The organism is Pseudomonas sp. Sample_9 (assembly GCF_004307535.1).
Classification (GTDB): Bacteria; Pseudomonadota; Gammaproteobacteria; order Pseudomonadales; family Pseudomonadaceae; genus Aquipseudomonas; species Aquipseudomonas mercuritolerans.
The window spans coordinates 1-20,752 of sequence record NZ_RAZO01000359.1 but is presented as its reverse complement, the minus strand read 5'-3'; the positions used below and the strand labels follow the sequence as shown (position 1 = coordinate 20,752).

The window sequence follows — 20,752 nt, the reverse complement described above, 5'->3', positions numbered from 1 at the left end:
TCGCGGATTATCTGATGGGCTGGTTCAAGCGCAGTGGCGAGGCGCTGGATCGACTGCAACGCTGATGTGATTTCCCTGTGGGAGCGAGCCTGCTCGCGAATGCGTCAGTATCAGTCGATACCGATGTTGAATGACACACCGCTTTCGCGAGCAGGCTCGCTCCCACAGGGGGGATCTTATTTTGCGAAACGGCGGGCAATCAGCTGGTCGATCGACAATTTGCCCGGCCCGGTCGCCATCAGGTACAGCAACACCGCCGCCCAGGTGCCGTGGGTCGGGTAGGCATCCGGGTAGACAAACAGTTGAATGGTCAGGGTCATGCCCAGCAGTGCCAGCGCCGAAAACCGTGTGGCGAAGCCGAGCAGGATCAGCAGCGGAAACACATGCTCGGCAAAAGCCGCCAGATGCGCGGCAATTTCCGGCGACAGCAGCGGCAGGTTGTACTCGCTCTGAAACAGCGGAATCGTCGAATCGGCCAAACGTGGCCAGCCCAGTTCAAAGGTGCCGTCAATCAAATCGACGGCCAATCCTTCGACCTTGGTTTGCCCGGATTTCCAGAACACCGCGGCAATGGAGAAACGCGCGATGAAGGCAATCAGGCTGTGCGGGATTTTTTCGAACAGCGCGATGACGCGCAGGATAAAAGCGTTCATAGCAACTCCTTGTAATTCAGCTGCGTGATCGCGTTATGCGCAATCAGTAAGGCGAGGGTTTGGGCGAGATCGAACGGCGGGCTGTTTTCTGCCGCCGCGAGCAGTGGCGAGCCCTGGAGCAGATGACGAAGGAACACGCTCGCACCTGGTTCAAGAGCGAACACCTCAACGTCGAGACCATTGCGCAGCACCAGAGCGTGCTGGCCTTGATTCAGGCCAATGCCCGCCAGAGTTGGCTCCTGCTGATGCGCGGCCCAGATCGCGACAACGGCGTAGGCTGAGTCGAGCAGGTGCAGCGAGGGATGCAGTTCGAAACACAGCTCAGTCAGCGACTGCGGATCGGCCAGCGCGGCACTGACTTGTTCAGGCCGTATCGGCTGCGCATCAGCGGCGTGGTAGGCGACAGTGCGCAGATGCTCAAGGCGCGCAACATCAGCGACATAAGGCACGCCGGCGATGGGTTCAAACTCTGCGATGAAGTCGGCGAAGTCTTCGCCATAGCGGCTCATCAACGGACTGTGTGGCGGCTGACTCTGGACGAAAATCGCCGCCATGGCGCGGAAGAATTCCTCGCCGACCAATTGCAGCACCACCGGATAGCTGTCGGCCAGGGCATTGATCAGCGAGCTCTGCACGTTATTGCGATACACCGCGAAACGCCGCGACGGATCGGCGCCGTTGCGGCTGCACAGGCCCTTGGGATACGGCAGTTGCGCATTGAGCAGGGCGGCGGCGAAGTCCGCTTGCGTGCTCATGCCGCACGCTCCGCGCGGCGCAAAAGCGTCTCGGCTTGCTGCGCTTCGGCGAGCAAAACGTCAAAGGCCGGCACCTGATTATCACGTTCGATCAGCGTCGCCACCGGGCCGATACGTTGCAGCACTTGCCGGTACAGATCCCAGACGGCCTGATCAACCGGCGCGCCGTGATCGTCGATCAGCAAGCGGTCGCCGAGGTTGTCGCAATCTTCAGCGAAGCCGGCCAGATGAATCTCGCCGACCGCGTGCAGCGGTAATGCATCGAGGTAGGCCAAAGGATCGCGCTGATGATTGATGCACGACACGTAGACATTGTTGACGTCGAGCAACAAGCCGCAGCCGCTGCGGCGGATCACTTCGCCGATGAACTCGGCCTCGTCGATCGTCGAGTGCTCAAATCCCAGATAGGTCGCCGGGTTCTCCAGCAGCATCGGTCGTTTCAGAGTGTTCTGCACCTGGTCGATGTGCGCACAGACGCGGTTCAGCGTCGGCGTGTCGTAAGCCAGTGGCAGCAGGTCATTGAGGAACACCGGGCCGTGGCTCGACCAGGCCAGGTGTTCGGAAAAGGCTTGTGGCTGATAGCGCTCGATCAGATCGGCGAGGCGTTTGATGTGCTGGCTGTCCAGCGCGCCTTCGCCACCGATCGACAGGCCTACGCCGTGCAATGACAGCGGGTACTGTTCGCGAATCAGACCGAGGAAATGATGAAACGGGCCGCCGGCCACCATGTAGTTTTCGGCGTGGACTTCGAAGAAACCGAGGTCCGGCAAGGAGCCGAGCACTTCGAGGAAGTGCCCGGTCTTGAGCCCCAGCCCGGCGCGGGCAGGGAGCTCGGTGCGAGCTGCCTGAGTGCGCGGCAGGGACGGTTCGTGATGACTGAACATGGGCGTCACTCAGGCAGGCCGTAGATCAGGACTTGGCTTTGAAGGCTTCGAGCTGACCGAAACCGGTCGGCGAGGTTTTGCTTTCGGTGGTGGCGCAGGTGCCTTTCGGAACGAGCTTCCAGGCGTTGGCCTGATAGTCCATTTTCGCCGTGCCGGCGCAGGTAGTCCCGGCACCTGCGGCGCAATCGTTCTTACCCTTCATGGCCACGCCGAAGCATTTTTCCATGTTGGCATCGGCGGCCTGGGCGGTGGAGACAGTGGCGATGCTCAGAGCGGAACCGAGGGCCAGAACCAGGGCGGTAGCGGACAGGGTACGGGTAGTCGCAGTCATGATGTTTCTCCAGTTTTTATCAGGGTTTCTGCAAGCGGTTTGCGCTTGCTTGTCCCTCTAGAGAACGGGTGGGGGGATGCGTTACAGGCGGGACGAGAAATTTATAAAAATTTCGGATTCAGCTGTATCCCTGTGGGAGCGAGCCTGCTCGCGAAGGCGGTGTGTCAGGCACCCATAATGTTGAATGACAGAGCGCTTTCGCGAGCAGGCTCGCTCCTACAGGGTTACCTTGGTGGTGCTCAGGAAACAAAAAACGGCCCGAAGGCCGTTTTGTTGTTCAGCGATAACACTCAACCGCCGAGGTACGCCTCGCGCACTTTCGGGTCGGTCAGCAGCGCTTCACCGGTACCTTGCATGACCACGCGGCCGTTCTCCAGAACGTAGGCGCGGTCAGCGATTTTCAGCGCCTGGTTGGCGTTCTGCTCGACCAGAAAGACAGTCACACCGTCCTTGCGCAGCTGTTCAATGATGTCGAAGATCTGCTGGATGATGATCGGTGCCAGACCCAGCGACGGCTCGTCGAGCAGCAGCAGCTTGGGCTTGCTCATCAGCGCGCGGCCGATAGCGAGCATCTGCTGTTCACCGCCGGACATGGTGCCGCCGCGCTGGTTGAAGCGTTCTTTCAGGCGTGGGAAAAGTCCGAGGACCTTGTCCATCTGTTCCTGATAGTCGCCCTTGTCGGTGAAAAATCCGCCCATCGACAGGTTTTCTTCCACGGTCAGACGGGCAAACACCCGACGACCTTCCGGCACCACGGCAATGCTCTTGCGCATGATCTGCGACGAGTCCTGGCCGACCAGTTCCTCACCCATGTAGCGGATGCTGCCGCTGTGGGCCTGCGGCGAACCGCACAGCGTCATCAGCAGCGTGGATTTGCCGGCACCGTTGGCGCCGATCAGCGTCACGATCTCGCCCTGACGGACTTCGACGTTGACGCTGTGCAGGGCCTGGATCTTGCCGTAGAAGGTGGAAACGTTTTCGAACTGCAGCATTTACGCTTCCCCCAGGTAGGCTTTGATCACTTCAGGATTGTCGCGGATCTGTTCCGGCGTGCCGTCGGCCAACGGTGTGCCCTGGTTGATCACGACGATGTGGTCGGAAATGCTCATGACCAGTTTCATGTCGTGTTCGATCAGCAGCACGGTGACGTTGTGCTCTTCGCGCAACACACCGATCAGCGCCTTGAGGTCTTCGGTTTCCTTCGGGTTCAGGCCGGCGGCCGGTTCGTCGAGCATGAGGATCCGTGGGCGGGTCATCATGCAGCGGGCGATTTCCAGACGCCGTTGCTGGCCGTAGGCGAGGGTGCCGGCGGTGCGGTTGGCGAACTCTTTGAGGTTGACCTTTTCCAGCCAGTACTCGGCAAATTCCATCGCCTCGCGCTCGCTTTTGCGGAACGCCGGGGTCTTGAACAGGCCGGACAGGAAGTTGGTGTTCAAGTGACGGTGCTGGGCGATCAACAGGTTCTCGACCGCAGTCATGTCCTTGAACAAACGCACGTTCTGGAAGGTCCGCACCACGCCTTTGAGGGCGATCTTGTGGCCCGGCAGGCCCTGGATCGGCTCGCCGTCGAGCAGGATGCTGCCGCCGGTAGGCTGATAGAAGCCGGTCAGGCAGTTGAACACGGTGGTCTTGCCGGCGCCGTTCGGGCCGATCAGGGCGACCACCTGTTTTTCCTTGACGGTCAGCGCCACGCCGTTGACCGCCAGCAAGCCGCCGAAGCGCATGCTCAGATTTTCGACTTTAAGGATCTCGCGGCTCATTTGCGCAACTCCATATGTGGGCGTTGCATCGGCAGCAGACCTTGAGGACGCCAGATCATCATCAGCACCATCAGCGCACCGAACATCAACATGCGGTACTCGCTGAACTCACGCATCATTTCCGGCAACAGGATCATCACGATCGCCGCCAGAATCACACCCAGTTGCGAGCCCATGCCACCCAATACGACGATGGCGAGGATGATCGCCGACTCGATGAAGGTGAACGACTCGGGCGTCACCAGACCCTGACGCGCGGCGAAGAAGCTGCCGGCGAAACCGGCGAACGCAGCACCCAGGGTGAAGGCGGAGAGCTTGATCACGGTCGGGTTCAGGCCCAACGCGCGGCAGGCGATTTCGTCTTCACGCAGTGCTTCCCACGCACGGCCGATCGGCATGCGCAGCAGACGGTTGATCACGAACAGCGCGGCCAGTGCGAGCAACAGCGCAACCAGGTAAAGGAAGATCACCTTGTTGATCGAGTTGTATTGCAGGCCGAAATACTCGTGGAACGTCTGCAGGCCTTCGGCGGCCTTGCGCTCGAAGGTCAGGCCGAAGAACGTCGGTTTCTCGATGTTGCTGATGCCGTTCGGGCCACCGGTGATGTCGGTCAGGTTACGCAGGAACAGACGGATGATTTCGCCGAAACCCAAGGTCACGATCGCCAGATAGTCGCCACGCAGACGCAACACCGGGAAGCCCAGCAGGAAGCCGAACGTCGCCGCCATCAGGCCGGCAATCGGCAGGCAGATCCAGAAACTCAAGCCGTAGTAATGCGACAGCAGCGCGTAGCTGTAGGCGCCGACGGCGTAGAAACCGACGTAACCCAGATCAAGCAGACCGGCCAGACCGACAACGATGTTCAGGCCCAGGCCGAGCATCACGTAGATCAGGATCAGCGTTGCGATATCCACCGCGCCACGGGAGCCGAAGAACGGCCAGACCAGGGCGATCAGAATCAGCGCAATGATGAAATAGCGCTGGGTGGTTGGCAGGGTCAGGAAGTTGCTGGCCTTGGCCGGGATCAGCGGCATGCCCGGCGAGGAGCGCCAGGCCTTGCTGATCTGCTGGTTGAACAGCACGCGCAAGAACATCAGCACCGAGCAGATCGCGATGGTCGCGAGTACCGCAGGGCTGGTGTTGTGCACTTCCAGATTGATGCCGACGATGGTCAGTTTCAGACCCAATACCGGGTAGGCCACGGCCCACACCAGCAAGGCACTGAACAATGCCTGTTTAAGATTTCTAGTCATACTTTCTCAACCTCCGGACGGCCCAGAATGCCGGTCGGACGGAACAACAGCACCAGAACCAGCAGGCCGAACGCAACGACGTCCTTGTACTGGTCGCCGAAGATATCGGCACCGAACGCTTCCGCTACACCGAGCACCAGACCGCCGAGCATGGCCCCGGGGATGCTGCCGATGCCGCCCAGTACCGCAGCGGTGAAGGCCTTGAGGCCGACGAGGAAACCGGCGTTCGGGTTGATCACGCCGTATTGCATGCTCAGCAGGACTGCTGCAACAGCTGCCAGCGCAGCACCGATGACGAAGGTCAGGGCGATGATGTTGTTGGTGTTGATGCCGAGCAGGTTGGCCATCTTGATGTCCTCGGCACAGGCGCGGCAGGCGCGGCCCAGGCGGGAACGGGAGATGAACAGGGTCAGGCCGAGCATGGCGATCAGGGTCACCACGAACACCACGATCTGCATGTAGGAAATCAGCACTTCTTGTGCGCCACCCGGACCGAAGGCGAAGTTGCCCGGGATCAGGTTGGGGATAGCTTTGTCCTTGGAGTCTTGCGCCAGCAGAACGGTGTTCTGCAGGAAGATCGACATACCGATGGCAGAAATCAGCGGGATCAGACGGTTGCTGCCGCGCAGGGGGCGGTAGGCGATCCGTTCGATGCTGTAACCGTAGGAACTGGTGACGACGATGCTGGCGATGAACGCCGCGGTCATCAACAGCGGGACACTGTCGAGTCCCATCATGGTCAGCCCGGCGATGGCGATGAAGGCCACGTAGGAACCGATCATGTACACCTCGCCGTGGGCGAAGTTGATCATTCCAATGATGCCGTAGACCATCGTGTAGCCGATGGCGATCAGGGCATACATGCTGCCAACGTTGAGGCCGTTAACCAGCTGTTGGAAGAAGTGATAGAGGTCAGGCATTACAGCGCTCCTAAAAACCTGTACGCATTTCACTGGTGGAGTCATTTTCCCGCCCGGCCCCGTGGATCTCTATCCACTTCGAATCCGGGTTTTGCCAGCGAACCGCTGATGACGGTTTTGAGATTTTCAGGTGGGTCGACTGGCGGATCACGCCAGCGCGGCCCATACATTCGCAAAACAAAGCCCACGGCACGCCGTGGGCTTTATTGGCAGTCAGTCGGGCAAGGCCTTACTGAGGCGAAACTTCGGTTTTAGGTTTGCCGTTGTGCCACTCGTACACGACAAATTTGAAGTCCTTCAGGTCGCCCTTGTCGTCGAAGCTCAGGTCGCCGGTCGGGGTCTTGAACGAACCGGCGTGGATGGCTTCAGCCACTTTGGTCGCGTCTTCGGACTTGGCCGCCTTGATGCCTTCGGCAATCACGGTCACTGCCGAGTAGGACGGGAACACGAACGGACCGCTCGGATCTTCCTTCTTGGCTTTGAACGCGTCAGCCAGGGCAACGTTGGCCGGATCCTGGTCGAAGGATTTCGGCAGGGTCACCAGCAGGCCTTCGGACGCGTCCTTGGCGATCTGGGTGATCGAGTCGTTACCCACGCCTTCCGGACCCATGAAGCGGGCTTTCAGGCCTTTTTCCTGAGCCTGACGCAGGATCAGACCCAGCTCCGGGTGGTAGCCGCCGTAGTAGACGAAGTCGACGTTGGCTTGCTTGAGCTTGGCGATGATTGCAGAGAAGTCCTTGTCGCCAGCGTTGACGCCTTCGAAGACGGCAACCTTGGTGCCTTTCTTCTCGAGGGTCGATTTCACGGCGGTGGCGATGCCTTCACCGTACTGCTGTTTGTCGTGCAGCACGCCAACCACTTTCGGTTTCACGTGATCGGCGATGTAGTTGCCGGCGGCAGGGCCCTGGGCGCTGTCGAGACCGATGGTGCGGAAGATCATTTTGTAGCCACGGGCGGTGATGTCCGGGCTGGTGGCAGCCGGGGTGATCATGATCACGCCTTCGTCTTCGTAGATGTCCGAAGCTGGCTGGGTGGAGCTGGAGCACAGGTGACCGACCACGAACTTGACGCCGTCGTTGACGACCTTGTTCGCTACCGCTACCGCTTGTTTCGGATCGCAGGCATCGTCGTATTCAACGGCTTCGAGTTTCTTGCCGTCGACGCCGCCCTTGGCGTTGATCTGCTCGATGGCCATTTTCGCGCCACTGAACTGCATGTCGCCGTACTGGGCTACTGGACCGGTTTTAGGACCGGCGATACCGATTTTGATGGTGTCAGCTGCGAACGAATGGCTGGCAACCCCGGCCAGAACCATAGCGGCAAACAGTTTGGAAATCTGCTTAGTAGCCTTAGTCATAGTGCTCCACTCTTACTGTTGTATTTTTTAGAGTTCTGGCGCCGTAGCAGCAGAACCGGGTCAGATATCTTTGCGATACCCTCCGGAAAATGCCCCGGCAACTGTACCGGTACAGTGTAGAGCGCCGCTTGATCAACTGGGAAGCGGGCGCCACGGGGCAAAACTTGGGGGTGTCGCATTTTTGAATGAAAGAGACAGAATTGCGGCGGGGCAATCGGGGGCATATATCCCAAAAGGCAGCATTCCCTGGCGTTCCTGCTCTTTTCGTTCGGTGCAGCGATTTGCAACCGGGTTTTTCTGCCGGACCACCGACGTTATCATTCGCGTCGATTTCTTTTCCGGACAGCTCCCATGAATCAAGAACCTAGCACCCTCTATGCCAAGCTGCTTGGTGAAACGGCATCTATTACCTGGAAAGAGCTGGAGCCGTTCTTCGCCAAGGGTGCCCTATTGTGGGTCGACCCTGACCTGGATTTGATCGCCGCCGCCGAGGCCGTGGCCTCGGATGAAGGCGAGAAAGTCGCGGCCTGGCTGGCCGACGACAAGGTCGCCAAGCTGTCTGAAACGCGGGCGCTGGATATTTTCGAGCGAGATCCACAGCTGTGGGCAGTGGTGGTTTCGCCGTGGATTCTGATCCAGGAAAGGGCGGCCGTTTAATTGCTCGCACTCTTTTGGTGCCTCGATTGCCGCGCCGCAAGTGTGTAGCGGAGTAGCGTGATGGCACCTTGCCGTGGAGAAATGCCACGCCTCACGGTGACGTAAACGTAACGGGAACAGTTTCTAGAGCGGCCTGAGGGTCGCTTAATTGTTTCTGGATGTTCGTAAAGCTGAATTTGTCGGTGAAGTCGAGGGCGCCTTCGCGAGCAGGCTCGCTCCCACCTTGGAATGCACTTTCCTGTGGGAGCGAGCCTGCTCGCGAATGGGGCGACTCGGTACTGGATTAGACCGAGTAAGTCTTCCCGGTATGGTTATTCAGCGAAATCACCTTGGTCTTGCCAATCCGGTGGCGGTAGATCTCGCGCAGGTACTTGATCGACTTCTTCACGCAATCGCGCGACAGGCGAATGTCATTGATCGAGACGAACTTGTCCTTGTCGTTGATCAGCTCGCGGTATTTCTTCTCGTACATCGGTTTGATCGCGTACCAGTTGGTGTCGAGGATCTTCGCAGGGTTTTCGAATTCGTTCAGCAATTCGTCGATGCGGTCTTCGTCGAATTCTTCCTGAACAATGAAGTCGAGAATCGAGTTATCCAGCGTCTCGTCGAAACGGTACGGATTCTTCGCAAAGCAGCGCTTGATGAACGCCACGATCAGCGTGAGGAAGTCGTCCGACAGGCACGGGCTCTTGGCGATCAGGGTCGTCAGCGACAGGTTGGCCGAAGCGCCGATCACCAGCGCGTAGCGCTTGAGCGTGGTGTTGGGGAACAGGCTGTTGAGGTGGGTCTTCAACCGGTTCAGGTCCATGTACGACAGTTTGTAGTCTTTCGGCAGCGAGACGATCGAGACCACCGACGAGCAATTCTTGAAGAAGTGCAGGTCGTGCAGCGCGGCGGCGTCGTAGCCGGAATTCTTGTACTGCTCAAGCGAAGCGCGATAACGCTTGGATTCGATCGGCAGCAGGCTGATGCCTTCGATGGCCTGAGTGACCTTGTTGAAGTGCGGCAGGTCGATCGAACGGAAGAACAGGTCGTCGATGTTCAGGCGCTGCGGCTCTTTATCGAAGACCTTGAACTTGTCGCTGCTCGGCGGCGGGGTTTCCGGCACCACCGATTCGGCGTAGGCAATCGCCACCGGCCCGGCCAGACTCATGAACAGGTCGTTGGCGTCCAGGCGGATGGTTTCGCCGATGTCGATGCCGGCGCGGCGGAAGTAGTTCTGGTCGTAGTCAGTGGTGACTGCCTGCGCCGTCAGAATGTTGAAGATCTGCTGCGAGATGTATTGGTTGGCGTGCTTCTCCATGGCATTGACATCAATGTTCTGGATATTGCCGTCATCGCTTTCTTCGGCGTAACGCATGATGTCGTTGGAGATCAACATCATCGCGTTCCACGGGCGGATACGCCCCATCACGCTGGCTTCGCTGCTGTCTTCGTTGGCGAAGTTGTAGGAGAAATCCCATTCCTCCGACAGGTATTTGCACAGCAGGCGCCCGGCGTTGATGTGCAGCGCCTCGGACATTTCGCTGCGGTGGTCGGAAATGTTCGGCAGCACGCAGATGCCGCTGGTGAAGATCGGCTCGAACACAAACGAATGACCGCTCTTGCCGTCATGCTCATCCATCGGCTTGGTATCAAAGGTCTTGTTCATGTACGAGTGCTGCTGCGCCAGACCGAACTCCGAGGCCATGCCCGAACCGGTACCGCCGCCGGCACTGAAGATCGAGAAATACAGGCGCGACTGGTTGGCCTTGATCCCGCAGCTGTCGATCAGGTACGAGTGGATCATTTTCCAGTCGGGGCTGGAGAAGCGCTGGGTGTCCTTGTTGAGGATGATCTTCGCCAGGTACTGGCCGAGGATCGGCGCGTTACCGGCGCCACCGGCGTGGACTTCGGACAAGTCCATGATCTTCATTTTGCTGTAGTCGCGCAGGAAGCCGCTTTTCTCGCCCTTGCGCGAGAAACGGATGCGCCCGGCAATATCCTTGTCGAGGTCGCCAAGCATCACCAGCGGTTCGACCAGAAACACCGGTTTGGTCGATTTGCTGGTACCGATGCGCAGGTTGTTCTTGATCCACTGCGCCGGGCTGTAGCCCTTGTCGGCCAGACGCCGGTCGGTCGGGCGGTCTTCGTTGTTGAATTCGTTGAGGTAGAACTTACGCGCGTTGTACACCAGCTCCGCCACGTCGAGGGCGATGTTGGAGCCGCAGCGACCGAGGCCGATCAGGCACACCGAGGGGAATTCCTGGTCGTTGTGCTGCTCGTTGTCGCCTTCCTGATGCGCCGGGCGCGGGAACACCGAATCGCGCAGGCCGTCGAGGTTATCGAGGATGCGGTCAGTGTTGGTTTCGGTGAAGTACAGGTATTGCTGGGTCGACAGCGGGCGCGAAGGCGGCGCGGGTTTCGATAATGACGCGCTGTTCGCAGCGGGGCTCAGGGTCAGATCGGCTGTTGCACTGGCGGGGTTGTTTTTGAAGGTCATGGTGCGCCATTTACCTGGACTGGGTTGGCCCGCCGAACATTGCCGGCGTACCTCACGGAATAAGATCTCGCGTCTTGTGTGCGCGAATACGGCCCGGGCGTCGTAGTGCTGGCTGGTCTGATCGCCGGGCGGAATCCTTTCCTGATCGTTGATGAATCGGCCATGATTCGGTGTTCTTTAATCGAAAAGAGGCGAAATGATGTCAACGCTACCTTCGTTGGGGTTTGCCGGAATCGGCCTGATGGGTCTGCCGATGTGCCAGCGTCTGCTGGCGGCGGGTCACCCGCTGACGGTGTGGAACCGCAACCCGGACAAGTGCGCGCCACTGGTTGCGGCCGGCGCCCGACAAGTGACGAGCCCCGCCGAACTGTGCGCACACGCCGACATCGTCATGCTGTGCCTGGCCGACACTGCCGTGGTGCGTGAGGTGGTGTTTGGCGCTGGCGGCGTTGCCGAAGGTGCGAAGAACGGCCAGCTATTGGTGGATTTCTCCAGTCTTGAACCGACCGCGACTCGCGAGATGGCCGCAGAGCTGGCCGAGAAAAGCGGCATGGGCTGGCTTGACTCCCCGGTGTCCGGCGGCGTAGTCGGCGCCGAGGCCGGCAGCCTGGCGATCATGGTCGGCGGCGAAGCGGCAGATCTTCAGCGCGTACGCCCGGTGCTGCTCACTCTCGGCCAGCGCGTCACGCACATGGGCGGCATCGGTGCGGGGCAAGTGACCAAGGCGTGCAACCAGATGATTGTCGCCTGCAATGCGCTGGTGATTGCCGAGGTGGTGGCATTGGCCGAGCAGGCCGGGGTTGATGCCAGTCTGATCGCCGAGGCGTTGGCCGGTGGTTTTGCAGATTCCAAGCCTTTGCAGATCCTTGCCCCGCAAATGGCCGAGAGCCGTTTCGAGCCGATCAAGTGGCACGTGCGCACGCTGCTCAAGGATCTCGACACGGCGGTGAAATTTTCCCGCGAGCAGGGCTCGGCGACGCCAATCAGCGGATTGGCCGCACAATTGATGCGCCTGCATGGGGCGCAAGGCTTTTTAGCGAAGGATCCAGCGACGCTGGTGCAAATGTATCGCGCGCCAGACTCAGCGGATTGACCCCGAGGACGGGTTTGCGCTGGTTGATTTCATCGAGCACCGCGCGTAATTCGTCCAGCGGCACCGGGCGGCTGAGCAGATAACCCTGAATGAAGTCGCAGCCCGAACGCTCGAGAAACTCGTATTGTTCAAGACTCTCGACGCCCTCGGTGACCACCTGCAGATGCAGGGTGTGGGCCATGACGATGATCGCCTGGACGATCTCCATGTCCGCCGTGGCGGTGGGGATGTCGAGGATGAACGAGCGGTCGATCTTCAGGGTGTTCAGCGGCAGGCGCTTGAGGTAGGCCAGCGACGAGTAGCCGGTGCCGAAATCATCGATCGACAGCGACACACCGAGGGCGCGGATCTGCCGCAACAGCACCAGAGTGTTGGCGATGTTGCCCATCAAGGCGTTTTCGGTGACCTCCAGTTCCAGGCGTTCCGGGGCAACGCCCGCCGTGTGCAAGGCGTGCTCGATCTCCTCGGCCAGCTCTTCGCGCGCCAGATTCAGCGGCGAGCAGTTCCAGGCGATTTTCAATTCGGCACAACCATGCCGCGACAGCTCGCCAAGATCCCTGCAGGCGCGGCGCAGCACCCAATTGTCCAGTTCGGCGATCAAACCGTTGTTTTCGGCGATACCGATGAAGCGATCCGGTGTAAGCAAACCGTGAACCGGATGCTGCCAGCGAATCAGTGCTTCGAGCTTGGTCACGCGCCCGGTTTTCAGTTCGAAGATCGGCTGATAGTAGAGCATCAGCGCGTGGTCTTGCCGTAGCGCACTGCGCAGTTCTTCTTCCAGTTGCAGCTCGAAACTGGCGCGGGTCTTCAGGCTGGAATTGAAGAAGTGCAGACCGTTGCGCCCGGCGCCCTTGGATTGGTACAAGGCCAGGTCGGCGTGCTTGAGCAGCTCTTCGCAAGTGGTGCCGTCTTCGGGAAACAGGCTGATGCCGATGCTGGTGGTCATCACCATGCGCCGGCCGGCCAGTTCGATCGGCTCTTTCATCTTGTGCATGATGCGCTGCGCCATGCCGCGCGCCTCTTCACGATCGCGCAGGCTGATAAGGATGCAGAACTCGTCGCCGCCGAACCGCGCGACCACGTCTTCATGGCTGCGCACCGAACTCTTGATGTGCTGGGCGATGACTTTGAGCAGCGCATCGCCGGCATCATGGCCGAGGCTGTCGTTGATGCGCTTGAAGTGGTCGATGTCGAGAAACATCACCGCGAGCATCCCGCCCTCGCTGGTTTTCTGGCTGAGCTTCTCGGCGAACAGCTGGTTGAAGCCACGGCGGTTGGTCAGGTTGGTCAGCGCGTCGTAATTGGCCGCTTGTTGCAAGGACATGCGCGCCTGATCGAGCTGACTGAGCAGGGCGTTGACCCGGCGCAGATCGTTTTCCTTGTTCTGCAGTTTCTTGTCGGCGAGGGCGGCGCTGATCGCACTGCCGAGGATCAGCAGGATGATCAGCGCTACGGTCAGGCCCAGTTGCAGATGCCCGGTGTCGCCGCCGCTTGCTGCCAGAGCGCCTTCGGGAAGCACCAGGTCCAGCGCAGCCATACCAGTGAAGTGCATGCTGATGATGCCGGCACCGAGAATCAGCGCAGCGCTGTACTTGAGCAATTGATGCGCCACGCCGCTGCCTTCGCTCAGATAGCGCGCCACCCACAGCGCGGCGAAACTGGCGCCGATGGCAATCAGCACCGACAACGCGAAGAGCCCCGGCTGATAGTAGGCGGTGGCGCTCGACTTCATCGCCGCCATGCCGACGTAATGCATGCCCGCGATGCCCAAGCCAATGACACACGCGGTTTTCAGGCAATGCAACGCGCTCGGCTGCACCTCACTGAGAGTGTGCATGGCCAGCCACGAGGCGAGCAGGGCGATCAGTAACGAGAAGAGGGTGACGCCGAGGTCGTACTGAATGTCGATCGGTGTCTGGAAAGCCAGCATGCTGATGAAGTGCATGGCCCAGATGCCGCCGGCCAGGCAGGTCGCGCCGATCCAGCGCCAGATTCGCCGCGACCCTGGATCTTCGGCATGCACGACGCGCTCGGCCATATCGAGCGTGGCGAAACTGGCCGCGCAGGCGACCAGATAGGCTACAAGCACCAGCAAGGGATTGTGACTGCAATCGAGGAGAATCTGCCCGCTCGCCGGCAGCTCGGCAACAAACTGCAAACCAAGCCACTCCATAGCGTGCCCCGTCTCGGATTCATAAGGCCGTGCGTCAGTCAGCGCAGGCGAATGGGAGGAGTATAGAGGCGGTTTTCAGGCTCGAAGGCGTAGTGGCATATTGGTGGTAATGATTTTGCCATTAGCCTCATAGCGATTCGCGCTAAGGCTCAGGCAATGCGCTCCAGCGGCAGGTCGTTCCAGTGTGGCGGCAAGGGTGGCAAGCCGTGGGCGGCGCGGGCCTTGTCGCAGTCGGGATTGTGCTCGCCGTTTTCCCATGACGCCTCGAACTCGCGGCAGGTGCTCGAGCGCTTGTCGTAGATCGTGCAGGCCACAGCGCTGCCGACCTCACCCGCCAGAGACGTGCAACGTGTGGGCTTGCGATCGGTGCCGATCATCGCTACCCGGCTCGGAGTGATCTGCGCGACCAGTTCATCGGGCACCGTCCCGCCAGCGGATGAGCACTCACCCCAGAAAAAAGACACGCGAAAATGGGAACAGCAGGCACCGCAATTCAGACACGGACTGGCTTCGGACATGGGCGGAGGTATCAAAGGGATTGATCGGAAGATCCGGACGGATCCGGCGGCCATTCTAGGCTTTGCCATGGCGTTGGGAAGGGGGGCGCGAAACTATTTTTTTGTCGCCGGATTTTGCCGCGAAAGCCCCGTATGGCGGGGGATTCCAGAGTTATCAAGGGCTTACGTTTCGTTACAGTGCGATGGTTCGATATCAGGCTGACGAATGATGACAGACAGCCCCCGCGCGGCTGACTAGATTGCAGGTTCCGGGCTCGACGCGCTGGCAGTGAAGCCCTCATAACAATAAAGAGACGGACCCATGCAGAACTCGACCCAAGCGGCGAATGCCTGGCGCATTCTGTTCCTGCTGTTCCTCGCCAACCTGTTCAATTTCTTCGACCGCACCATCCCGGCGATCATCATCGAACCGATCCGCATGGAATGGCACCTCAGCGACTTTCAGCTGGGCATCATCGGCACTGCGTTCACCATCGTTTACGCCATTGCCGGCCTGCCACTGGGGCGCATGGCCGACACCGGTTCACGCAGCAAGCTGATGGGCTGGGGCCTGGCGACCTGGAGTGCGCTGACTGCGGTCAACGGCATGGTCGGCAGTTTCTGGAGTTTCCTCATCGTGCGCATGGGCATCGGCATCGGCGAAGCCAGTTACGCACCAGCGGCCAACTCGCTGATCGGCGATCTGTTTCCGGCACACCGTCGGGCGCGGGCGATGGGTATTTTCATGCTTGGCCTGCCGCTGGGGCTGCTGCTGGCGTTCTTCACCATCGGCGCGATGGTCAAGGCGTTCGACAGCTGGCGCGCGCCGTTCTTCATTGCCGCCGTGCCGGGGCTGATCCTCGCGATCTTCATGTTCTTTATCAAAGAGCCCAAGCGCGGTGCCGCGGAATCCGTGCAGGTCTCGCAAGAGAAAGTCGACAAGCCGATCCGCCGCGTCCTCGCCGTGCCGACCTTCCTCTGGCTGGTGATGGCCGGGCTGTGCTTCAACTTCGCGACCTATGCCTGCAACTCGTTCCTGGTGCCGATGCTGCAGCGCTATTTCCTCATGCCGTTGCAGGAGGCGGCGGTGGCCACGGGCGTGATCGTCGGCGTCACCGGACTGGTCGGGCTGACTCTCGGCGGCTGGATCGCCGACAAGATTCATCAGCGTTTCGCCAGTGGGCGGCTGCTGTTTGCCGCGTTCAGTCTGATCATTTCGACCCTGTGCACAGCGTGGGCGCTGCATGCCGGGCGCATCGAGATCGGTGTGTTCGTCGCGGTGTTCAGCGTCGGCTGGCTGTTCGCCTACAACTTCTATACCTGCGTGTACACGGCGATTCAGGACGTCGTCGAACCACGCCTGCGGGCCACGGCGATGGCGTTGTTCTTCGCCGGTCTGTATCTGCTCGGCGGCGGCTTGGGGCCAGTGGTCGTCGGTGGGCTGTCGGATCACTTCGCGCACACGGCGATGCTGGCGGCGGGGGCTGAGCAGATGACCGAAGCGTTCAAGGCTGTCGGCCTGCACGACGCGATGTACCTGATCCCGGTGGCGCTGTTCCTGACCATGGTCTTTCTGTTTCTGGCATCGCGGTGTTTTGTTCGCGATGCGCAGCGGATGAAGGAGGGGTTGGTGGCGGTGGTTGAGCCAGAAATTTCTGCGGCGACTGCTTAAGATCAAAAGATCGCAGCCTTCGGCAGCTCCTACAGGAGGAACGCATTCTCCCTGTAGGAGCTGCCGAAGGCTGCGATCTTTTGCTTTTTGCTTCTGAAATAAAAAAGGCCCGCATCACTGCGGGCCTCTTGGTTTTCAGCGGTGGAGCAGGGCGGTTTAACCCGCTACCAGCACCCGAATCGCTTCCAGGCGCAACGCCGCTTTGTCGAGCATCGCCAGACCCTGCTCACGCTGAGTGCGCAACGCCTCCAGTTCGCTGTCGCGCACGGTCGGGTTGACCGCTTGCAACGCGGTCAGGCGCGCCAGTTCTTCGTCGGTATCGGCGGCCAGGCGGCGGCGCGCTTCGGCCACACGCTCGGCGTGACGCGGGGCGATCTTTTCTTCGCCGGCGTTGATCCGTGGCGTCAGCTGATCGCGCTGGGCCTGGATGAACTTGTTGGCGCTGGCCCGTGGCACGCTTTCCAGCTGATCGTTGAGGGTTTCGAACGACACCCGTGGTGACAAGTCGTTGCCATTGGCATCGAGCAGGCAACGCAGCGCCGCCGGTGGCAGGTAGCGACCCAGTTGCAGCGAGCGCGGTGCGACCACTTCGCTGACGTAGAGCAATTCGAGCAACACGGTGCCCGGCTTCAACGCCTTGTTCTTGATCAGCGCGACGGCGGTGTTGCCCATCGAACCGGACAGCACCAGATCCATGCCGCCCTGCACCATCGGGTGTTCCCAGGTGATGAACTGCATGTCTTCGCGCGACAGCGCCTGATTGCGGTCGTAGGTGATGGTCACGCCTTCGTCGTCGCCCAGCGGGAAACTGGCGTCGAGCATCTTCTCGCTCGGCTTGAGGATCAGGGCGTTTTCCGAGTGGTCTTCGCTGTCTATGCCGAACGCGTCGAACAGGGTTTCCATGTAGATCGGCAGGGCGAACTGATCGTCCTGCTCAAGGATCGCTTCTACCAGCGCTTCACCCTCGCCAGCGCCACCGGAGTTGAGTTCCAGCAGACGGTCGCGACCGGTGTGCAGCTCGGCTTCGAGACGTTCACGCTCGGCGCGTGCTTCGTCGATCAGCGCTTGCCATTCGCCGTCATCGGCTTCTTCAAGTAGCGGCAGCAGGCGCGGGCCGAACTGGTGCTGCAAGGCGTTGCCGGTCGGGCAGGTGTTGAGGAAAGCATTAAGTGCTTCGTGGTACCACTGGAACAGACGCTGTTGCGGGCTGGTTTCCAGGTACGGCACGTGCAATTCGATGATGTGCTTCTGGCCGATCCGGTCAAGACGACCGATACGCTGCTCGAGCAGGTCCGGGTGCGACGGCAGATCGAACAGCACCAGGTGGTGAGCGAACTGGAAGTTGCGACCCTCACTGCCGATCTCCGAGCAGATCAGCACCTGCGCGCCGAATTCTTCATCAGCGAAGTAGGCGGCGGCGCGGTCACGCTCAAGGATGTTCATGCCTTCGTGGAACACCGTGGCCGGGATGCCGGAGCGCACGCGCAGGGCGTCTTCCAGGTCCATCGCGGTTTCGGCGTGGGCGCAGATCACCAGCACTTTGGTGCGCTTGAGCATTTTCAGCTGATCGATCAGCCACTCCACGCGCGGATCGAATTTCCACCAGCGCTCTTCTTCACTGGTTTCCGGCTGGGCCTGGAAGCTGACTTCCGGGTACAGCTCGGCGTGTTCGCCCAGCGGCAGTTCGAGGTATTCGTCGGGGCACGGTAGCGGATACGGATGCAGTTTGCGCTCCGGGAAACCCTGCACAGCGGCGCGGGTATTACGGAACAGCACGCGGCCGGTGCCGTGGCGATCGAGCAGTTCACGCACGAGGCGGGCGCTGGCTTCAGTATCACCATCGTTGACGGCGGTGAGCAGGGCTTCGCCTTCGTTGCCGAGGAAACCGTGAATGGTCTTGTGCGCCTCGGCGGAGAGACGGCCCTTGTCGAGCAGTTCCTGCACAGCTTCGGCGACCGGGCGATAGTTGTCGCTCTCGGCGCGGAACGCGGCCAGGTTGTGGAAACGGTTCGGGTCGAGCAGGCGCAGACGGGCGAAGTGGCTGTCCTGACCGAGTTGTTCCGGGGTGGCGGTGAGCAGCAGCACGCCGGGGATGACTTCGGCCAGTTGCTCGACCAGCGAATATTCCGCACTGGCTTTGTCTTCATGCCAGACCAGGTGGTGCGCTTCGTCGACCACCATCAGGTCCCAACCGGCGGCGAACAAGGCGTCCTGGGCTTTCTCGTCGTCGACCAGCCACTCCAGCGCGACCAGCGCCAATTGGGTGTCTTCGAATGGGTTGGTGGCATCGCTTTCGATGAAACGTTCTTCGTCGAACAGCGCGACCTGCAGGTTGAAGCGGCGGCGCATTTCCACCAGCCATTGGTGCTGAAGGTTTTCCGGCACCAGGATCAGCACGCGGTTGGCGCGCCCCGAAAGCAGTTGGCGATGGATGACCAGACCGGCTTCGATGGTTTTACCCAGACCCACTTCGTCCGCCAGCAATACGCGCGGGGCGATACGGTCGGCGACTTCGCGGGCGATGTGCAACTGGTGCGCGATCGGTTGCGCACGCACGCCACCCAGGCCCCACAGCGAGGACTGCAACTGGCGGCTGGTGTGTTCAAGGGTGTTGTAGCGCAGGGAGAACCACGGCAGCGGGTCGATCTGCCCGGCGAACAGACGATCACTGGCGAGGCGGAACTGAATGAAGTTCGACAGCTGGGTTTCCGGCAGGGTGACGACTTCGTTCTGCCCGTTGAGGCCGTGATAGACCATCAGCCCGTCGACGTCGTCGACCTGCTGCACGGTCATCTTCCAGCCTTCGAAATGGGTGATGGAGTCGCCCGGCGAGAACCGCACGCGGGTCAGGGGCGCATTCCGTAGCGCGTACTGGCGGGTTTCGCCAGTGGCCGGGTAAAGCACGGTCAGCAAGCGGCCGTCCTGTGCCAGAACGGTGCCTAAACCAAGCTCTGCTTCGCTGTCACTGATCCAGCGTTGCCCCGGTTGATACTGCTGCGCCATGCTGCCTGACTCCCACCTTGAAAAAGCGGGCTATCTTAACGGAATGCGACCCTGAGGCCAAAGAAATACTGGGGTAGGAGCTGCCGCAGGCTGCGATCTTTTGATCTGTGGGAACACTTGGGTTTTGCGTTGTCCCATAAGAGATCGCAGCCTTCGGCAGCTCCAACAGGTGCCAAGCGCATCACAAGTTTGCGACAGGCGGCTCAAGGCGCCTGCGCCCCAGCCGATAGCCTGCAGACAGGAGACCTTTATATGTTGCCACCGATGCTCCCCTTGAGCGCCGTGCCGATCACTTCCCAGCAGGATCCGATCCGCCAGCGGCCGGACATCCCGCCAGTGGTGCCGGTGCAGGAAAGCTCCAACGAAAGCACGATCGATCTGCAGAAGCGTGATCCGGAAGAGGATCGTCTGCTGGCGCGCGAAGAACAGCGTCGTCAACAGGAACGTGACCGCCGACGCCGCGAGGCGGATGAAGATCCTGAAGAGCATCTGGCCGTGCCGGGTACCGAGTTGAACGCCGACAACACCGTGCCGGTGGTGCCGCTGATAGACGATCAGCCGCGTCAGGGGCTGTGGGTCGATATCGAGATTTGAGTAGTGACTGGTCAGCGCCTGCGCCAAGCGGCATGATTGGCGCAATCCTGCCGGTGACGGCAGCTGTGATCTCTCTGCGATGTGCCGGACGCCATGAGCCAAGACGACAAACTGATCGACCTCAGCACTGAACGCGCCAAGCGTGTGCATGACCTCAACGAGAAGCGCCTGAACGAAGTGCGCCAGGCTTTCGAGCAGGTGATGCCGTTGGGAAAAGCCAAGAAAAAATCGAAGAACAAGCCGAAAAAGCGTTGATCTCCCGCTGCATTCGTTGATGCACGTCAGTTATTTCCCCTCCTTTATTTCTCAACGTTGCGGATATTGATCCTGGTCAATATGTGCGCCTGTGTGTTTGTTAATTTGAATCCATCGCAGCAAAGCAAAGCAGGGCCGGGAGGTCAGTCATGTTTTTCGATAACGTGGTGTTTGCCGGGGTTCTCACGGTGGGGCTCATGGTGCTGTTTTTTGCAGGGTTTGGATTTTTTATCTGGAAGGATGCGCACAAGCGGCGCAAGTGAGTTCTTCTGGATTGATGGGCACGCAAGGCATTTTGGGGCGACTTCGGTTGCCCCTTTTTTTTTGTGCCTTGGCGGCCTGTGGGCCGACCAGGCTGTTGGGGTTTTGGGTGAATATCCGTTGCTTCGGGTGTTGCTGATTACGGTTCCGCC

19 protein-coding genes are annotated in these 20,752 nt (G+C 60.3%); 6 read left to right on the top strand and 13 right to left on the bottom strand.

Translation table 11 applies throughout. From position 1 onward, the window contains the following. Window positions 1-176: 176 nt before the first annotated feature. The 9 genes from D6877_RS20665 to D6877_RS20620 all read right to left on the bottom strand — a co-directional run bounded on the left by D6877_RS20665 (window position 177) and on the right by D6877_RS20620 (window position 7,913). Entirely contained in the window at window positions 177-653 is a 477-nt protein-coding gene (locus D6877_RS20665; RefSeq protein ID WP_016771361.1) for a DoxX family protein, read from the bottom strand. Next, complete coding sequence (locus tag D6877_RS20660) at window positions 650-1,408, bottom strand: DNA-binding domain-containing protein (protein ID WP_016771360.1); 759 nt, start codon at window positions 1,406-1,408, stop codon at window positions 650-652. The genes D6877_RS20665 and D6877_RS20660 overlap by 4 nt, the downstream gene beginning before the upstream one ends. After that, on the bottom strand, window positions 1,405-2,292 hold the full coding sequence (locus D6877_RS20655) for a DUF692 domain-containing protein (protein ID WP_130911956.1): 888 nt from the start codon (window positions 2,290-2,292) through the stop codon (window positions 1,405-1,407). Before D6877_RS20655 ends, D6877_RS20660 begins: the two co-directional genes overlap by 4 nt. A 25-nt stretch (window positions 2,293-2,317) precedes the next feature. Continuing rightward, on the bottom strand, window positions 2,318-2,623 hold the full coding sequence (locus D6877_RS20650; RefSeq protein WP_016771358.1) for a DUF2282 domain-containing protein: 306 nt from the start codon (window positions 2,621-2,623) through the stop codon (window positions 2,318-2,320). A gap of 290 nt (window positions 2,624-2,913) precedes the next feature. Next, complete coding sequence (locus D6877_RS20640; protein ID WP_003222380.1) at window positions 2,914-3,615, bottom strand: ABC transporter ATP-binding protein; 702 nt, start codon at window positions 3,613-3,615, stop codon at window positions 2,914-2,916. Further along, window positions 3,616-4,383 (bottom strand): high-affinity branched-chain amino acid ABC transporter ATP-binding protein LivG, encoded by a 768-nt coding sequence (gene livG / locus D6877_RS20635; protein ID WP_016771357.1) that lies wholly within the window; start codon window positions 4,381-4,383, stop codon window positions 3,616-3,618. Further along, window positions 4,380-5,636: a high-affinity branched-chain amino acid ABC transporter permease LivM gene (locus tag D6877_RS20630; RefSeq protein ID WP_016771356.1), complete on the bottom strand. Its 1,257-nt coding sequence runs from the start codon at window positions 5,634-5,636 to the stop codon at window positions 4,380-4,382. The genes livG and D6877_RS20630 overlap by 4 nt, the downstream gene beginning before the upstream one ends. Further along, entirely contained in the window at window positions 5,633-6,556 is a 924-nt protein-coding gene (livH, locus tag D6877_RS20625; RefSeq protein WP_016771355.1) for a high-affinity branched-chain amino acid ABC transporter permease LivH, read from the bottom strand. The genes D6877_RS20630 and livH overlap by 4 nt, the downstream gene beginning before the upstream one ends. Window positions 6,557-6,785: 229 nt before the next feature. Continuing rightward, entirely contained in the window at window positions 6,786-7,913 is a 1,128-nt protein-coding gene (locus D6877_RS20620) for a branched-chain amino acid ABC transporter substrate-binding protein (protein ID WP_024011924.1), read from the bottom strand. Window positions 7,914-8,264: 351 nt separating this feature from the next. On the opposite strand from D6877_RS20620, the gene D6877_RS20615 reads away from it, so the two are divergent. Beyond that, a complete protein-coding gene (locus D6877_RS20615; RefSeq protein ID WP_016771353.1) occupies window positions 8,265-8,570 on the top strand; it encodes a DUF2288 domain-containing protein in 306 nt (101 codons plus the stop codon). A 283-nt stretch (window positions 8,571-8,853) separates the two neighbouring features. On the opposite strand, the gene D6877_RS20610 is transcribed toward D6877_RS20615, so the two are convergent. Continuing rightward, the gene (locus tag D6877_RS20610; RefSeq protein ID WP_130911954.1) at window positions 8,854-11,052 is read right to left on the bottom strand and encodes a hypothetical protein; all 2,199 of its coding nucleotides are present in this window, start codon (window positions 11,050-11,052) and stop codon (window positions 8,854-8,856) included. Window positions 11,053-11,248: 196 nt separating this feature from the next. Here D6877_RS20610 and D6877_RS20605 point away from each other — a divergent pair, with 196 nt between their 5' ends. Then, a complete protein-coding gene (locus D6877_RS20605) occupies window positions 11,249-12,145 on the top strand; it encodes an NAD(P)-dependent oxidoreductase (protein WP_178083724.1) in 897 nt (298 codons plus the stop codon). Here the strand turns inward: D6877_RS20605 and D6877_RS20600 are convergent. Together D6877_RS20600 and D6877_RS20595 are read right to left on the bottom strand one after the other, a co-directional pair. Then, window positions 12,036-14,318 (bottom strand): EAL domain-containing protein, encoded by a 2,283-nt coding sequence (locus D6877_RS20600; RefSeq protein WP_130911952.1) that lies wholly within the window; start codon window positions 14,316-14,318, stop codon window positions 12,036-12,038. The genes D6877_RS20605 and D6877_RS20600 overlap by 110 nt on opposite strands. A gap of 149 nt (window positions 14,319-14,467) precedes the next feature. Next, complete coding sequence (locus tag D6877_RS20595) at window positions 14,468-14,836, bottom strand: YkgJ family cysteine cluster protein (RefSeq protein WP_016771350.1); 369 nt, start codon at window positions 14,834-14,836, stop codon at window positions 14,468-14,470. Window positions 14,837-15,137: 301 nt separating this feature from the next. Here D6877_RS20595 and D6877_RS20590 point away from each other — a divergent pair, with 301 nt between their 5' ends. Next, a complete protein-coding gene (locus tag D6877_RS20590; RefSeq protein ID WP_130911951.1) occupies window positions 15,138-16,487 on the top strand; it encodes an MFS transporter in 1,350 nt (449 codons plus the stop codon). Between the two features lie 156 nt (window positions 16,488-16,643). On the opposite strand, the gene rapA is transcribed toward D6877_RS20590, so the two are convergent. Next, a complete protein-coding gene (gene rapA, locus D6877_RS20585) occupies window positions 16,644-19,490 on the bottom strand; it encodes an RNA polymerase-associated protein RapA (RefSeq protein ID WP_130911950.1) in 2,847 nt (948 codons plus the stop codon). 252 nt (window positions 19,491-19,742) lie between these two features. Between rapA and D6877_RS20580 the strand changes: the two genes are divergently transcribed. The 3 genes from D6877_RS20580 (at window position 19,743) to ccoM (ending at window position 20,602) form a co-directional block, all read left to right on the top strand. Next, entirely contained in the window at window positions 19,743-20,084 is a 342-nt protein-coding gene (locus D6877_RS20580) for a hypothetical protein (RefSeq protein ID WP_024011931.1), read from the top strand. Window positions 20,085-20,177: 93 nt separating this feature from the next. Continuing rightward, entirely contained in the window at window positions 20,178-20,339 is a 162-nt protein-coding gene (locus D6877_RS29445; protein ID WP_178083723.1) for a hypothetical protein, read from the top strand. Between the two features lie 149 nt (window positions 20,340-20,488). Then, entirely contained in the window at window positions 20,489-20,602 is a 114-nt protein-coding gene (gene ccoM, locus D6877_RS30175) for a cytochrome c oxidase subunit CcoM (protein WP_016771346.1), read from the top strand. The last annotated feature ends 150 nt before the right edge of the window (window positions 20,603-20,752 follow it).

Excerpts from the sequence above, each read along its gene's own strand:
- D6877_RS20600 (WP_130911952.1), bottom strand. The coding sequence starts at position 14,318 with ATGGAGTGGCTTGGTTTGCAGTTTGTTGCCGAGCTGCCGGCGAGCGGG.
- D6877_RS29445 (WP_178083723.1), top strand. The coding sequence starts at position 20,178 with ATGAGCCAAGACGACAAACTGATCGACCTCAGCACTGAACGCGCCAAG.
- D6877_RS20620 (WP_024011924.1), bottom strand. The coding sequence starts at position 7,913 with ATGACTAAGGCTACTAAGCAGATTTCCAAACTGTTTGCCGCTATGGTT.
- livH (WP_016771355.1), bottom strand. The coding sequence starts at position 6,556 with ATGCCTGACCTCTATCACTTCTTCCAACAGCTGGTTAACGGCCTCAAC.
- livG (WP_016771357.1), bottom strand. The coding sequence starts at position 4,383 with ATGAGCCGCGAGATCCTTAAAGTCGAAAATCTGAGCATGCGCTTCGGC.
- D6877_RS20660 (WP_016771360.1), bottom strand. The coding sequence starts at position 1,408 with ATGAGCACGCAAGCGGACTTCGCCGCCGCCCTGCTCAATGCGCAACTG.
- D6877_RS20665 (WP_016771361.1), bottom strand. The coding sequence starts at position 653 with ATGAACGCTTTTATCCTGCGCGTCATCGCGCTGTTCGAAAAAATCCCG.
- D6877_RS20650 (WP_016771358.1), bottom strand. The coding sequence starts at position 2,623 with ATGACTGCGACTACCCGTACCCTGTCCGCTACCGCCCTGGTTCTGGCC.
- ccoM (WP_016771346.1), top strand. The coding sequence starts at position 20,489 with ATGTTTTTCGATAACGTGGTGTTTGCCGGGGTTCTCACGGTGGGGCTC.
- D6877_RS20640 (WP_003222380.1), bottom strand. The coding sequence starts at position 3,615 with ATGCTGCAGTTCGAAAACGTTTCCACCTTCTACGGCAAGATCCAGGCC.
- rapA (WP_130911950.1), bottom strand. The coding sequence starts at position 19,490 with ATGGCGCAGCAGTATCAACCGGGGCAACGCTGGATCAGTGACAGCGAA.
- D6877_RS20595 (WP_016771350.1), bottom strand. The coding sequence starts at position 14,836 with ATGTCCGAAGCCAGTCCGTGTCTGAATTGCGGTGCCTGCTGTTCCCAT.
- D6877_RS20610 (WP_130911954.1), bottom strand. The coding sequence starts at position 11,052 with ATGACCTTCAAAAACAACCCCGCCAGTGCAACAGCCGATCTGACCCTG.
- D6877_RS20655 (WP_130911956.1), bottom strand. The coding sequence starts at position 2,292 with ATGTTCAGTCATCACGAACCGTCCCTGCCGCGCACTCAGGCAGCTCGC.
- D6877_RS20580 (WP_024011931.1), top strand. The coding sequence starts at position 19,743 with ATGTTGCCACCGATGCTCCCCTTGAGCGCCGTGCCGATCACTTCCCAG.
- D6877_RS20590 (WP_130911951.1), top strand. The coding sequence starts at position 15,138 with ATGCAGAACTCGACCCAAGCGGCGAATGCCTGGCGCATTCTGTTCCTG.
- D6877_RS20605 (WP_178083724.1), top strand. The coding sequence starts at position 11,249 with ATGATGTCAACGCTACCTTCGTTGGGGTTTGCCGGAATCGGCCTGATG.
- D6877_RS20630 (WP_016771356.1), bottom strand. The coding sequence starts at position 5,636 with ATGACTAGAAATCTTAAACAGGCATTGTTCAGTGCCTTGCTGGTGTGG.
- D6877_RS20615 (WP_016771353.1), top strand. The coding sequence starts at position 8,265 with ATGAATCAAGAACCTAGCACCCTCTATGCCAAGCTGCTTGGTGAAACG.